This window comes from Paenibacillus sp. NAIST15-1 (genome assembly GCF_001894745.1).
Classification (GTDB): Bacteria; Bacillota; Bacilli; order Paenibacillales; family Paenibacillaceae; genus Paenibacillus_B; species Paenibacillus_B suaedae.
The window spans coordinates 585,048-599,410 of sequence record NZ_BBYF01000002.1; the positions used below are offsets into that span (position 1 = coordinate 585,048).

A 14,363-nucleotide genomic window follows, 5' to 3' on the forward strand; every position below is an offset into this window, starting at 1 on the left:
AGGAAGACGAATGAAAGCAGATAATGCGTTTTTATCAGCCTTAATCAATAAGCTTCAGGAAATAAGTGATAATACATGTGATCTAAATACCCAAACTGAGATAGATGAATTGATTGAAGCTGCTGTTAACTCATTAGAATAAAATAACCATTTCAAAGGAGGAAAGACAATATGCATATCGTTGAATTTACCACAGAAGAACTATGGGATATTGTGAATGGAAAGCATGAGTTTGCTCATATTGTACAAGAAAATACACACCGTGAAGGATGGTATATCTACTATGAGGTAATCTTCCAGTCTAATGGAGTTATGTATTCATTCGGCTACAAAGAGCACACTTCACCAAACGTTGCAGAGCGTGAAATCGTTAAAGAGTCAAAACCGCTTGATGTGCAGCCTGTACACGTAAACCCTGATGAAGAGGCGCGGTTTATCTGGAAAGAGTTAATGAAGAGTAATAAAGGATACATAGGTGTTGAGGATATAAAAGAAATTATTGAATTACAAGGAAAATATTTAGAGAGTATTAATATTTTCATTTAAAAAATCGAAAGGGAGTATATAACATGGTATTTTGGACAATTGTATTTTTTACCATAAGTTTACTTGCTGTTTTCAACAAGGGAATATTCTTTGAAACAATCAATAAATTGAATTTACTAAAAATCGAAAAAGCTGAAGGAATGAGTGAAGACGAATTCAATGAAAAGTCAGTCAAGCAGGGATGTGTTCCACTCGCTTTAGCTATTATCTTACTTATCATTGAAGTATATTATTTAATTCAAGCCATTAATTATGATACGTACAAATATCCAACTGTGACAGCTATTTTTCTAATCATTATCGGGTTATTAGCCAATAAGAAGATTAAAAAGGTAGAAGATATGAGCGAGAACGAGAGAATTGTTTATAAGGCTGAAATACTTGCAAATAAACGCACACTATGGAGCTTAGTTAAATCAATTTTTTGGACTGTGTACTTTGGCTATATGTTTTATATTCTAGTATTTTGAAGGAGGGATTGGCTAATGAAAGCAAAGTTTCATGGTATTGAAGTAGAAGGAACAGTAGAGGAAATTGTAAAACTGAAGAGCATTCTTGATGGACAAAGGAAAAAGGATACCGTTATTTATCATACAGTAACTTTACAAAATTCAAAAGAATGTGATTCTCTAGTTAAAGCTATTCAAGAATCACTTTCACAGCATATGAATTCCTTTAAAAAGCAGAATACTCATAGTTCTATGAAATGTTCTTGCAATGTGTTAGATGACATTGAAAAACTAAAAGAAGAATTCAATCTTTTAAAGAATGAGCTCGGTAACAAAGCAGATAAAGGGCATACTCATTCGGTATCCATTAATAATCACAATCATGGGAATCCACAAAATCTACAAGGTGGTGGAGGAACGTATATTACTTCTGTAGATCAGGTTTAGTTAATAAGATAACAGTTTTTGATGTTGCAAATTTCTTCATACATAGATCACATTCTACTCGTAGGCCAATTGATGTACTGAAGTTACAATGCCTTTGCTATTACGCTCAAGCTTGGAGCTTGGTGTTTAATAATAAGCAGCTCTTTACTAGCACTTTTCAAGCAACAGAAAGTGGTGTGCTAAATATGGAGCTGTATAAAAAGTACAGACATTTTGGATGGAATGGAATACCAGATGTAGAATGTGTGAGCGATATTTATACTGATGATGAATTATGCTTACTTTACGAGGTATGGGATGTATACGGTAAAGAGGATCGAATGTTCTTGAAAAACTTTGTTCAAACTGAAGCTCCTTGGCTTAAGGCTGTACGAAATAAACATGGCGAGAGGATTATTAATGAGTATGACATGACGAAGTATTATGGCTCATTAGTAAACAAAATAATAGAGGTTGATTAATGTGGGATACATTGAAGCGATAGCTAATGTTGATTCATTAAGGAGAAGCATTAGAGAACTTTCGCAAATCTCTTGGGATGAAGTCTTATCACACGTCCCTGAGTCATATGATTTGTTAAATGAGGTTCAGCAGTATATTAAAAGTATCGATGACTCGTCCAAAGAACTTGAGCTGTTTTTCAAATGAAATCATGTTTCTATTTTATTAATGAAAGGGAAATTAGATTGAATAGTCCAATTAAATGGGTTGGTGGAAAGTCAAGAATGGTTAAAAAGATGATTCCACTAATTCCTAATCATAAAGGGTATGTTGAAGTTTTTGGAGGAGCAGCATATTTACTATTCGGCAAGGATAGATCTAACTGGGAGATTGTTAATGATTTAGATAATGGTCTAATGAACTTTTGGTTTGTAGTTAAGAATGCAAAAGAAGAATTTCTAAATAGCTTCAAGTACACATTAATCAGCCGAGAGACATTCAATGATTATAAAAAGAAATGGAAAACTGGTAATATTCATGATTCAATTGAAAGAGCACATGTATTCTATTATCTAGTAAATGCAGGCTTTGGGGCTGATATGAAGAATCCTGTTTTCGGGACAAAAAAAGATAAATTTCCATTGCAGCTAGATAAAATTCATCGAGATATTGATGAAGCCTATGAAAGAATTAAAACTGTGGTAATTGAACAATTAGATTTTAGAAAATGCATAGAAAAGTACGACAGCGACGACACTTTCTTTTATATCGATAGCCCATATAGAAACACTAAAGAGTATGCTGTGGGAAAGTTTACAGACAATGATTATGAAGATTTATATCGTATTTGTAAAAACTGCAAGGGAAAGTGGCTTTATACAATAAACAATGATGAATACATAAGAGATTTATTCAAAGAATTCAACATAATTAATCATGAAGTTTATTATAGCGTTTGTAAAACAAACAGCGGAAGACAGGAATTTAAAGAGTTAATTATTACTAACTATGATATAACAGAATAAAATTAATCTTTTATTAGTTAATAAAAATATAAGGAGAATGGTTATGGACAATAAAACTCTAAATGCAAATAACATTGAGGATGCAAAAGCAAAGATTTCTGATATCGAAGTGTATGGTAATGGAGATACGTTTGAACTGTTGTGCAAGGCAAGCTCTGAATCTCAGGGCTGGATGAAATCGACAAAGGTATGTAATTTGCCGAATGGATGCTTAGTGCAAGTATCAACCCAACAAAAAAATGTAGACGGTAGTTATAGTGTGGCTGAGGCAATAACATTTGTCCCTGATGTGAAGATGATTCACTTTGATGGTTGTAATCCTCGCCTTGTTTCTTTGCAGTGAAGCAGAAGTAAATAAGGAGGGTAATAGAATAGTGGTGTCAAGAACGAATTAGAACTGATTAGGGAACACGATATTTATATTAACCGATAAAAAAGGAGCTGTTTGGGATTATGGAAAAATTGATAGTTAGTGAACTGAACAGATTGCAAGATGATTATTTTGACGCTCAGGAAGAACTATTTTATCACAAAAATAAGTACAATGAATATCGTGATGAGTGTGTAAAAATTATAGAAGAAATTCGTAAAAACCTAATACGATTGCATGATATTAATCCAGCCAATGAATATGAGATTGAATCTGAAATTATCCTTTAGTCAAAATGATACTTGGCTTATATGATAATGAAACAGTTCTTTTATAAGGGGGTGATACTACTGAATAAGTGTAAATTTGAGGTGGGGCACAATTATGGAAACTTGGATAACTCAATTGATTACTACAAAGAAAACCATGAGAGTGACATTATTTTTATTAAAGATACATCCGGAGCGATAGTTTCATTTAATCTTGATGAGGCCAAGAGTGTGATTCAGCGACTAGATGAACTTATTTATGACGTAATGAGAGGTGTGCAACAGGAGGGACGCTAAACTGCTAATAGTGTGGGATTCAAAGACAGGTAATGTAGAAAGATTCATTAATAAGTTAAGCGTAAGCAATATAAGAATACATAGTGAGTTAATAGTGGATGAACCGTTTGCTCTAGTAACATACACCACTAAATTCGGAGAAGTTCCAGGCACCACTTTGCAATTTCTAAAGAGTAACTACATGAACCTAAAAGGAGTTGCATCAAGTGGAAACAAAGCATGGGGAAATTACTATGGCATGGCTGCTAGTAAAATAGCCGAGATGTACAGTGTACCAATCGTATTAAAGTTTGAGTTAAGTGGAACTAAATCAGATGTTGAATTATTTTTAATGGAGGCTAAAAAGATTGTCTAACATTCCTAAGTATATTTCTTTAAACAATGAAATCATGATTCAAAAAGAAGGTAGATTCCAATTTGAAAAAGACAAAGAAGCAGCAAAGAGCTACTTTGTAGATCATGTTAATCAAAATACGGTATTTTTCCATGATCTAAAAGAGAAACTTGATTACCTTGTGGAAAATGACTATTACGAAAAAGAGTTCCTTGATAAATATACGTTTGAACAGATCAAAGAGGTTTTTAATATCACATACAGTAAGAAGTTCAGATTTTCATCTTACATGAGTGCGTTTAAGTTCTATAATGATTATGCATTGAAAACGAATGATAAAAGTAAAATACTTGAAAGATATGAAGATAGACTATCTATTATGGCTCTATATTTGGCAGATGGTGACTTTAATAAGGCCAAGGATTTCATACATATTTTTATTGGTCAGGAGTATCAACCAGCAACGCCAACAACGTTGAATGCAGGGAAGAAGAGAAGAGGAGAACTTGTTAGTTGCTTCTTACTGGAGTGTAACGATTCACTGAACGATATTTCTAAGACGGTTGATATTGCGATGCAGCTATCAAAAATTGGTGGAGGCGTATCAATTAACCTGTCCAAGATTCGAGCTAAGGGAGAGGCAATAAAGGATATTGAGAATGCCACCAAAGGCGTTGTCGGTGTCATGAAGTTATTTGATCATGCCTTTAGATATGCAGATCAGATGGGGCAAAGGCAAGGATCTGGTGCTGTATACTTAAACGTATTTCATCGTGATATTATTGATTTCCTCGATACGAAAAAAATAAATGCAGACGAGGATTTTCGAGTTAAAACATTATCTATTGGAGTCGTCATTCCCGATAAGATGATTGAACTAGCACGAGAAGATAAAGACATGTATACATTCTATCCTCATACTGTTTATAAAGAGTACGGATTACATCTTGATGAGATGGATATGTCTATCATGTATGATGCGTTAATCAATAATGATAAGGTAAGGAAAGTTAAGATTAATCCACGTAAATTACTTGAACAGATTGCTGTAACACGGTTCGAATCAGGATACCCATATATTATGTTTCAAGATAATGTAAACAAAGTTCATGCGCTTGATGAAAAGGTGAAATTCAGTAATCTTTGTGTTACTGGTGATACGAAACTTCTTACTGAAGATGGCTACGTTGAAGCTAGAGAACTGTACAAGGAAGGTCATGAACTAATAGTAGTAATTGATAATCGAACAATAAATTATGATAAAAATCAAAAAGGTGTAACCAGTATAGATGCAATTCCAATGCAATTAACAGCCAAAAATGCAGAAGTGTTTAAACTTGAAACTAAAGAAGGATTTGAGCTCAAGGCCACCAAGTGGCACAAGATGTATGTACAAAGAGAAGGAGAAATCATCAAGATTCCTTTGAAAGACGTAAAGGAAGGAGATAAAATACTTGTTCAATCTGGGGCAGGTTCTTTCGGGAAAATTCACTATCCTGAGCTCGCTTATGTTGCTGGATTAATTGCAGGTGATGGATGTTTGACAGAAAATCAAGCTATTATTTATCTATATGGAGAAAAAGGAAGTCTTTCAAAAATAGTTGAAGATAAAGTAAAATACATAATCGATAAATCTTTAGATAGAAGTATTGAATACAAGCATAATGCTGATTATGCACCAACATTTAATGTTAATCTTGAACAGAATAGAAAGACGTTACACAGCGGCCTGTTGCTGAAAATAATGAAAGAGTATGGTATACGTTCTGAAACAAAAACGAAAATTCCAGATTTCGTTTTTTATGGCGATAAAGAAACACAAGCAGCATATCTTAGTGGTATTTACCAAATGGATGGCACGGTTAACTGTAATGCTAAATATAAAGCAGGAACAATTGAACTTGTTCAAACAAATGAAAAATTCCTACAAGAAATTCAAATGATGTTACTCAACATGGGAATTTACAGCACAATCTATTCTGCCCATAAAGAAGGTAACCGTATTATGCCTGATGGAAATGGAGGAACTAAAGAATATTACTGTAAACAAACATATAAAATCAGTGTACAAGATAGAACATCGAGAGAATTGTTTAATGAAATTATTGATTTAAAACCAAACGACAAACAAAAGCTTGTTGACTTTACAGCTACACTGCAACCAGTCTCACGACAACCAAAGCATAACTATCAAGCTACAGTCACATCAATTGATTTCTATGGTATAGAAGACGTATATGATACAACACAAGAAGATTATCATTCATTGATATTTAACGGGATAGTTACTGGAAACTGTTCTGAGATTCTTCAAAAGTCAGAAGTCTCTACCTATGCTGACTACGGTCATGAAGATTTCATAGGTCAAGATATTTCATGTAACTTAGGTTCAATAAACATAGCTAATGTAATGGATAATAAATCGATAGAAAAAGCAGTTAAATTGGCTATCGATGCCTTAACTTTTGTGTCTGATTCAACTGATATTAAAAATGCTCCTGCCGTAAGGAAGGCAAATGAATTAATGCATTCTGTTGGTCTTGGAGCAATGAATTTGCACGGTTTCTTAGCAAAAAACAGAATTCAATACCAAAGTGAAATTGCACGAGATTTTGCTAATACATTTTTCATGATGGTGAATTACTATTCACTTGTGCGTTCTATGGAAATAGCAAAAGAACGTGGCGAAACGTTCAATGGATTTGATAAATCTAAATACGCAACAGGTGAATACTTTGAACAGTATCTAGAAACAGATTTTTCACCAACCACCGATAAAGTAGAACAACTATTCGATGGTATATATATTCCTACAATTAACGATTGGAATTGGTTGAAAGAACAGGTTATGAAACATGGATTATATCATGCATATCGCTTGGCAATTGCACCAACAGGAAGTATTTCGTATGTTCAGTCAAGCACTGCTGGAGTTATGCCAATCACGGAACGCATTGAAGAGCGCACATATGGAAACTCAAAAACATATTATCCAATGCCATTTCTAAACGAAAGTAACTGGTTCTACTATACTGAAGCTTATGACATGAATATGTTTGATGTTGTTGATATGATATCTAGCATTCAAAAGCATGTCGATCAGGGTATCTCATTTACATTGTTTTTGAAAGATACGATGACAACACGGGATCTAACAAAAATTGATCTATATGCACATCATAAAGGGATTAAAACAATCTATTACGCAAGAACAAAGAGAACTAAGCAAGACGAATGTTTGTCCTGTACAGTATAGATTAGGAGGAATACAGTGATTTACGATGCAGCCAATTGGTCAACAGCCGATGATGATTTCACACAGATGTTTTACGATCAGAACGTTAAACAGTTCTGGTTACCGGAAGAAATAAGTCTCAATGGTGATTTGCTAACTTGGAAATCAATGTCCCAAGATGAGAAAGATACATACAAAAAAGCCCTAGCAGGACTTACCTTGCTCGATACTGAACAAGGGAATACTGGAATGCCGCAAATAATGAACTTTGTAAAAGGTCATCAACGCAAGGCCGTACTAAGCTTCATGGGTATGATGGAGAACGCAGTTCATGCTAAATCTTACTCAAACATTTTTATTACACTTGCCTCACAAGAAGAAATTCGTGATTTGTTTGAATGGGTTAAAGAAAATAAACATCTACAGAAAAAAGCAAATATAATCGTAGACTTATATAAGAATATTAATGATGATATTTCTCTATATAAAGCAATGGTTGGCTCAGTCTTTCTTGAGAGTTTTCTTTTCTATAGCGGTTTTTATTATCCATTACTGTGCTATGGTCAGGGAAGAATGATGCAAAGTGGAGAAATTATAAATTTAATCATTCGAGATGAAGCCATTCATGGTGTTTACATTGGTCTCCTAGCGCAAGAACTATTGAATAAACAAGATGAAGAGAAAAAAGAAGAACTTAAAAAGTGGACATATAATCTTCTTGTTAGACTGTATGAAAATGAAATTGATTATACAGCAGAGGTTTATGGACAGGTTGGGTTAGATCATGATGTTAAGAAGTTTGTGCGATACAATGCAAATAAGGCTCTTCAGAATTTAGGTTTAGAAACATACTTTGAGGAAGAAGAAATTAATCCAGTTGTACTAAATGGGTTAAATACAAAAACAAAATCTTTTGATTTCTTTAGTATGAAGGGGAACTCGTATCAGAAAGCGACAATTGAACCAATTAAAGATGAAGATTTCTATTTTTAATAACTAAAATACTGCATATGGAGTGATTAATATTGAATATTATGACCCAATTTGATAAGGTTAGAGAGTTTCAAAAGGCATTTAATTGCCCTGCGCCAGATCAACCAACATTGCTTAGTGAAGATCAGGTTCTTAATAGAACATCGTGGATCGGTGAAGAGATTGTAGAAATATTATTTGAGCACTCAAACAATGATGCTGAATTTGAACGTTTTTATGATTATTTGATGGATAAAATGTTTGATACATTTATGCGTCAGAAAACAGAAAAAACTCGTTCAAAAAACAAACTGATGGGAATTTGCGATGGATTTATCGATATCCTCTATTTCGCTAACGGGGGGATGGTTGAGGCTGGTGTAGATCCTAATCCTCTATTCGATATCGTCCATAAAGCTAATATGGCTAAACTGTGGGAAGACGGGAAGCCTAAATACAATGATGTCGGTAAGGTTATTAAGCCCCCACATTGGGTTGCGCCAGATGGGGTTCTAGAACAGGAAATTGAGCGTCAAATTAAAGCTGCTGCACAATAGCAATTGGTTCAGAGGGGAGGGATCAATCCTCCCTTTATTTCTTTCATACGTAAAGGAGACTAATAAAAATGGAAAATATCAAACATGTTTTAGATAAGGGATATGTACGTCTTGTTGATGTAATGGGGAGTGATCTTTCTGTCGTAAATGCTGCTAGAGTGTCTTATGACAAAGAGTCGAAGGAGTTAACAGATCGAGACAGAAAACTAATCAAATTCCTTGCTCGTGAAGGCCACACGTCACCGTTTCGTCATGCGTTTATACAATTTGAGATCTATGCACCACTTATGGTTGCTAGACAGTGGTGGAAATATATCGTAGGTTCTGACCACACAATGGACGCTTGGAATGAGTCCAGTAGACGGTATATTACTGAAGATCCGGCTTTTTATATTCCATCAGCAGAGCAATGGAGAGCAGCACCTATGAATTCAAAACAGGGGAGTGGTGAGCCAATAGCCACTTCAAAAGGAGAGAAATTCACCTATTTCCTTAACAATTACATTGAACAAGGTGAGATTCTTTATAATCAAGCATTGGAAGCTGGAGTATGTGCTGAACAGGCCAGACTTTTCCTCCCTGCGTATGGTATGTATGTACGTTGGTACTGGTCTACTTCATTGCAATCAGTTTGCCATTTTCTAAACCAACGATTGGAGCATGATGCCCAAAAAGAAATTCAGGAATATGCTAACGCTGTTCTAGAATTCATTAAAGAACATTTTCCTGTAAGCAGTGAAGAGATTTGTGTAAAATAATAAAAAAAGTATATTGACGATATGAGAGTGTGGTGCTATGATTGGGTTATCTTAGGAAATAGGATAATCCAATTTTTATTTTAAAGAGGAGGGAGAAGGACTTGTATTATTCATTACAGTATGTGACTGACAGTATTTATGAATTGAAAGTGAAAAAGGAAGAGCTAACAAAATGGATATCTCAATATGATAAAGGGCTTTCTGAAGCATATCATAGAGTGGAACTAGAAGAGTATGACACACAATCATCTGTTTCATTTGTTAAAGAACTGCAAGACTTAACAAGAAAACGAAGAAAAGTAAAATTTGAACTGATACAAGTAAACACATTGATTCAAGAGCTAAACAACGCTAAACAAAAATTAGAATCAAAAGAGTTCAAATATTTTTACAATAATGATAATTATAAAGAATACATATATGATTAGCAGGTGGAAAGTATAAATAAAGTATATAAACGATACATAGTAATTACGGTATTTATTTTATTATTCATACTATCAATTGCTACACAATCACCATACATGAATCTTGTCTCTGCACCTCTGATGATAACTATAACAGTATTAGCATTCAAAAATGAGTTACGAGTAATAAACTTCAATAAATTAGTCTTCAATAAGGCGATATATGAAAAAGCATATATAGGAATGCTCTTATCAATTGCAGGTCAAGGTATATTAAATACGATATCATTTAGCATACTTGGTATTACAACTGAAGCATCAGTTTTAACAACACTACCTGTAATACCTTTGTACACGATATTATTTGCTCCGGTAGTGGAAGAAGTAATATTTAGATATATCATATTTGGATACATACAAAAACGTTCGAAAAAGTTTTCCTTCATAGCAGCCATTAGTAGCTCAATACTATTTGCGGCAGGACATATGAGCTTAAGTTTGTTTTTTGGTTATTTCTTTGTTGGGCTGGTTCTTTGTTTTTACTACTATAAAACAGAGACATTGTACACTAGCATACTTATACATATCACACTAAACTTCATAGTTCTGTTTTATCAGTCAGCTCACCTTATCTAATTTTTATGAGTAGAGGTGAATTCATGGGTTGGTATAGATTTGTAGATGCAATGGAGAAGTTAGAACAATTGACTAAGGATGGATGGTCATTCAAGTTTTCTAATGAAAAAGTAGAAGTGCTCTATAATACATCCCATGTAAGATGGATAAGCAACTCAGATGAACTTACAGCATTTATTGATGATACATATTATTAAAATAACACTTTTATAGTGGAAAAATGAGGGGTGTAAGAAAATGTTGATAGAAAATATTTTATCTATTAAGACTGGTAGGGAACTGGATGCTATAGCAGCAGAGAAAGTAATGTCATGGAAGAGTGGGGTTGATTTCGATATTGTAGATGATATGGAATTTGGCGTAGCCAGATATGAACCATTTAGTATGGATGTCAGAACGTTTTCTCCGTCAACAGATATTAGTTCAGCTTGGGAATTGGTTAACAAACTGAAAGAAACCGATTGGATGCTGTATAAATTAAACCACGAAGAATCTAATGATATGAGAACTATAAATTATAGATGCGTCTTGTTAAATGTGGTTAATGGGAAATCAATCGAAGTAACAAAAGAAGAAGCTCCAGAAGCAATTTGTAAGGCTACTGTTTTGGCTATGCTATAAAAGATGTATTTTATAATATAAAAATAAGAAAGAGGGTAAATATTTTACGAGTAGAAGTAGTCTGTTCGAGATCGATCAAAATTATAATGGGATAGTAAGTGAAGAATATACTAATTCTTGGTGGTTTAGTCCTATTATATGGGATGTGCTCCTTGATAAATATTTGCACAATGAGATTCTAACACCTTATGGCTATAAGAAAAGCTTAATTGGACTTGATGGAGATAAGCTACAGCGTCAATTAAATGAAATTATAAATAATTGTAATAATATTTCTGATCGAATCTGTTGGGAGATTTCGATGCAACAAATATTCTTTACTAAAGACAAGGATATCGTTGTACGAGGGATTAAAGATTTCCTCGTGAATAATAAAGAGTATCATTTAAACGACGATGGAGTTTCTTGTTTAGAATATGAGCATATTGCTGAAAGATTTAATCAAATTGCTGACAACATATCAGATATCGATGAGAAAAAATCTCCGTACTTCGTCTTTAAAAATACAAGTGTGGATGATGGAGTTGAGTATTGGTTTGAACAATATGATGAGGAGACGGAAGAGTATAAAGAAAAATCTTTAAAAGATTGGGATAAGTTAATAGCTGAATTTGTAAAGATCGAAGACGGTCAAATAAGCTTTATTAACAACCTTGATTATTTCAAGCAGATCAATAACTAGGGGGATGTGATCAATTCAATGGAAAAAGGTAGGACTAACAGAGGGTTCACTGTCATTAATTTTACCGATTTATACGATGTAAAATGCTCTCTTCAGAAATCATCATTAGCAACAGAAGATGCGGTTTGGTTAGGGGTTGACTATGTTGATCCGAAGATATTGGCGAGTAAGACACCTCAAGGTGGAACTGGATGGGTTCCCTACGAAATTCCAGAAGATGTACTTTTAACAACAAGAATGCATCTAAATAGAGAACAGGCGAAAGAATTAGTTAGTGCTTTAAATGTGTTTATTGAGACTGGAGACTTGTAGGCCACAATAAAAGCTACATTTCATTCTAAAGGAGAGGATAAGTATCAATATGTGGGACAGACTTGAGCAACGTGGTAGATTAGAGTTAGGTTTAAATGATGAATGGTACTTATATGCTGCTGATCTGAATGAAAGTGATTGTGCTGATTTAATGTTCGCTCGGAAAAATGAGAACATATTCTTAGCAAAAAATACTGTATCATGCAGTGTTACGTACTTTGATCTACGTGATTGATTGTGAAATGTGATTTTTATAGGATCATATCACAGATAAGGGAGAATAAGTGATTATGGGGGAAATATCCGAATATTATATAGACAAATTAATATTTAACGAACCAAGGAGATGCAAACCTCAAAAAGTTGTATGGACAACAAGTGATGGGGTAGTTCATGAACCTAGAGATATGTCTAATAGACATCTAATGAATGTACTTCATGTTTGTGAACGAAGAGAAGGTTATAAAGGTGTTAGATTCTTAAATAATGCCCCAACATATAGAACAATAGTATTAGAGTTGATCAACAGAGGCGTACTCAGTAATAATTATTTTGATTTAACAATTGAAAACAGATTAAAAATCAGATTGGATTAAGTATTCAAAGCGAGAAATATATAAATATGCTTATCTAAGAAGTATAATTCTAAAATATATATAACAAAGGAGATATTAAATGAAACAAGAATTAGTTAAAGGAATTGAAGAAGTCATTAAATCGTACAATAAAAAGCAGAATACAAATCAATATCAGTTTGAAAAGAAAAAACTCTATGCTCACTTAGGTTTATCCTTAGTTCAATTATTGACGAAGTACGAGTGCTACATTGCTGGTGGAACTATTACAAGTCTTATGTGTAATCGAGAGATTAATGACATCGATATTTATTTTAGAGATGAAAAATCATTAATCGGCTTTGTTGAAGAAGTATGGGGTGACGGTTGGGTTATTTCACAAACCGATAAGGCTCTATTAATCAAGTATCAAAAAACAATTGATACCCAATTAATTTACTTCAAGTATTTTAGTAACCCAGAAGAGATTTTTGAAACATTTGATTTTACAGTTTGTATGGGATGCTTTGACTTTAAGACAGAAGAATTTATCCTACATGAAGACTTCTTTAAACATAATTCACAGCGGCTGCTAAAGTTCAACCCTAAAACTGCATACCCAATCATTTCTCTCATGCGAACATGGAAATATAAAGAGAAACAATATAAGATATCAAAGGCAGAGATGATTCGAATTATTCTGACATGTATGCAACTTAACATCACCTCGCTAACTGAGTTAAAAGAGCAGCTTGGTGGTATGTACGGCAATAATTTTGATAAGTTACTTAAAGATGAAGAAGGCAACGAAAAAGAGTTAGACATGAATGAAGTGATTGAATACATATCTGAATTATCTATGGAAGATAAATACTTTGAAACTCCATCTAATTTAAAACGTGAGTTTGGAAATATGCAGGATTTTCTAGACGATTTAATTAAGTCAGAAGTTGAATACATTGTCATAAACAAAAATAGTGAAGATGAAGAAATATATCGAATTTATAATGGTAAGCTACACCATTCAGAGAGTAAGCCAAAGATCGGAAAAGAATTAGATCCAGTTGAATACTTCAAAAACAAAAAATATTATAAATTCGTCAAAAAGAATAAAGAGGGTAAATACTTTAGTTTTTATGATTCAAATTTCGAGTACATTATTGGAGTTATAGCCATTGCTAAGGAAAATGGATACTATCATACTCCTGCACTGTATTTTAATGAGTTACGAGATATTAATAAGTCGACTTATTCTAGCGAACAAGAAAAAGCTCTGCTTGAAGTTACTGTTGACAGTGAAGAGCTTGTTGATGTTGATGGTGATACGATTAAATTTAAAAAGTGTCATGTAGTTCGTGAAGTTCCCAAAGAGGAGTATGCTTCCTTATTGGGTAAAGAAGACGATGATTGGATTTAAGGGGGAATAAAAGGACAATTTCATAGGTATTAAT

Annotated in this window: 21 protein-coding genes; all 21 read left to right on the plus strand. The window is 33.5% G+C overall.

The window, feature by feature from the left end; genetic code table 11:
• Nucleotides 1–10: 10 nt before the first annotated feature.
• Nucleotides 11–142 carry a hypothetical protein gene (locus PBN151_RS32255; protein WP_265332078.1) on the plus strand — a complete coding sequence of 44 codons (132 nt, stop codon included), beginning with the start codon at nucleotides 11–13 and terminating at the stop codon, nucleotides 140–142.
• Between the two features lie 29 nt (nucleotides 143–171).
• Nucleotides 172–546 (plus strand): hypothetical protein, encoded by a 375-nt coding sequence (locus tag PBN151_RS06725; protein ID WP_072728348.1) that lies wholly within the window; start codon nucleotides 172–174, stop codon nucleotides 544–546.
• A gap of 23 nt (nucleotides 547–569) precedes the next feature.
• Nucleotides 570–1,016: a hypothetical protein gene (locus tag PBN151_RS06730; RefSeq protein WP_072728349.1), complete on the plus strand. Its 447-nt coding sequence runs from the start codon at nucleotides 570–572 to the stop codon at nucleotides 1,014–1,016.
• Between the two features lie 15 nt (nucleotides 1,017–1,031).
• Nucleotides 1,032–1,442 (plus strand): hypothetical protein, encoded by a 411-nt coding sequence (locus PBN151_RS06735; protein ID WP_072728350.1) that lies wholly within the window; start codon nucleotides 1,032–1,034, stop codon nucleotides 1,440–1,442.
• A gap of 122 nt (nucleotides 1,443–1,564) precedes the next feature.
• Entirely contained in the window at nucleotides 1,565–1,903 is a 339-nt protein-coding gene (locus PBN151_RS06740; RefSeq protein WP_083544992.1) for a hypothetical protein, read from the plus strand.
• A 225-nt stretch (nucleotides 1,904–2,128) separates the two neighbouring features.
• Nucleotides 2,129–2,908 (plus strand): DNA adenine methylase, encoded by a 780-nt coding sequence (locus PBN151_RS06750; RefSeq protein ID WP_072728518.1) that lies wholly within the window; start codon nucleotides 2,129–2,131, stop codon nucleotides 2,906–2,908.
• A 43-nt stretch (nucleotides 2,909–2,951) separates the two neighbouring features.
• Complete coding sequence (locus PBN151_RS06755; protein ID WP_227774440.1) at nucleotides 2,952–3,251, plus strand: hypothetical protein; 300 nt, start codon at nucleotides 2,952–2,954, stop codon at nucleotides 3,249–3,251.
• Nucleotides 3,252–3,361: 110 nt separating this feature from the next.
• On the plus strand, nucleotides 3,362–3,568 hold the full coding sequence (locus PBN151_RS06760) for a hypothetical protein (protein WP_072728354.1): 207 nt from the start codon (nucleotides 3,362–3,364) through the stop codon (nucleotides 3,566–3,568).
• Between the two features lie 286 nt (nucleotides 3,569–3,854).
• Nucleotides 3,855–4,199, plus strand: a complete 345-nt coding sequence (nrdI, locus tag PBN151_RS06770) for a class Ib ribonucleoside-diphosphate reductase assembly flavoprotein NrdI (RefSeq protein WP_370510405.1) — start codon at nucleotides 3,855–3,857, stop codon at nucleotides 4,197–4,199.
• Nucleotides 4,200–4,233: 34 nt separating this feature from the next.
• The gene (locus tag PBN151_RS06775) at nucleotides 4,234–7,434 is read left to right on the plus strand and encodes a ribonucleotide reductase N-terminal alpha domain-containing protein (protein WP_072728520.1); all 3,201 of its coding nucleotides are present in this window, start codon (nucleotides 4,234–4,236) and stop codon (nucleotides 7,432–7,434) included.
• Nucleotides 7,435–8,406 (plus strand): class 1b ribonucleoside-diphosphate reductase subunit beta, encoded by a 972-nt coding sequence (gene nrdF / locus PBN151_RS06780; RefSeq protein ID WP_072728356.1) that lies wholly within the window; start codon nucleotides 7,435–7,437, stop codon nucleotides 8,404–8,406.
• 41 nt (nucleotides 8,407–8,447) lie between these two features.
• Complete coding sequence (locus PBN151_RS06785; RefSeq protein ID WP_072728521.1) at nucleotides 8,448–8,942, plus strand: pyrophosphohydrolase domain-containing protein; 495 nt, start codon at nucleotides 8,448–8,450, stop codon at nucleotides 8,940–8,942.
• Between the two features lie 68 nt (nucleotides 8,943–9,010).
• Nucleotides 9,011–9,700 carry an FAD-dependent thymidylate synthase gene (gene thyX, locus PBN151_RS06790; RefSeq protein WP_072728357.1) on the plus strand — a complete coding sequence of 230 codons (690 nt, stop codon included), beginning with the start codon at nucleotides 9,011–9,013 and terminating at the stop codon, nucleotides 9,698–9,700.
• A gap of 101 nt (nucleotides 9,701–9,801) precedes the next feature.
• Nucleotides 9,802–10,128, plus strand: coding sequence for a hypothetical protein (locus PBN151_RS06795; protein ID WP_072728358.1), 327 nt, complete (start codon nucleotides 9,802–9,804; stop codon nucleotides 10,126–10,128).
• Nucleotides 10,129–10,350: 222 nt separating this feature from the next.
• Nucleotides 10,351–10,743 carry a CPBP family intramembrane glutamic endopeptidase gene (locus PBN151_RS32485; protein ID WP_227774484.1) on the plus strand — a complete coding sequence of 131 codons (393 nt, stop codon included), beginning with the start codon at nucleotides 10,351–10,353 and terminating at the stop codon, nucleotides 10,741–10,743.
• Nucleotides 10,744–10,766: 23 nt separating this feature from the next.
• Nucleotides 10,767–10,940 (plus strand): hypothetical protein, encoded by a 174-nt coding sequence (locus PBN151_RS31085; protein ID WP_175560633.1) that lies wholly within the window; start codon nucleotides 10,767–10,769, stop codon nucleotides 10,938–10,940.
• A 40-nt stretch (nucleotides 10,941–10,980) separates the two neighbouring features.
• On the plus strand, nucleotides 10,981–11,364 hold the full coding sequence (locus tag PBN151_RS06805) for a BC1872 family protein (RefSeq protein WP_072728360.1): 384 nt from the start codon (nucleotides 10,981–10,983) through the stop codon (nucleotides 11,362–11,364).
• Between the two features lie 163 nt (nucleotides 11,365–11,527).
• Complete coding sequence (locus PBN151_RS06810; RefSeq protein ID WP_175560634.1) at nucleotides 11,528–12,046, plus strand: hypothetical protein; 519 nt, start codon at nucleotides 11,528–11,530, stop codon at nucleotides 12,044–12,046.
• Between the two features lie 18 nt (nucleotides 12,047–12,064).
• Entirely contained in the window at nucleotides 12,065–12,358 is a 294-nt protein-coding gene (locus PBN151_RS06815; RefSeq protein WP_072728362.1) for a hypothetical protein, read from the plus strand.
• 290 nt (nucleotides 12,359–12,648) lie between these two features.
• On the plus strand, nucleotides 12,649–12,954 hold the full coding sequence (locus PBN151_RS06825) for a hypothetical protein (RefSeq protein WP_072728364.1): 306 nt from the start codon (nucleotides 12,649–12,651) through the stop codon (nucleotides 12,952–12,954).
• Nucleotides 12,955–13,033: 79 nt separating this feature from the next.
• A complete protein-coding gene (locus PBN151_RS06830; RefSeq protein ID WP_175560635.1) occupies nucleotides 13,034–14,329 on the plus strand; it encodes a Gabija anti-defense Gad2 family protein in 1,296 nt (431 codons plus the stop codon).
• The last annotated feature ends 34 nt before the right edge of the window (nucleotides 14,330–14,363 follow it).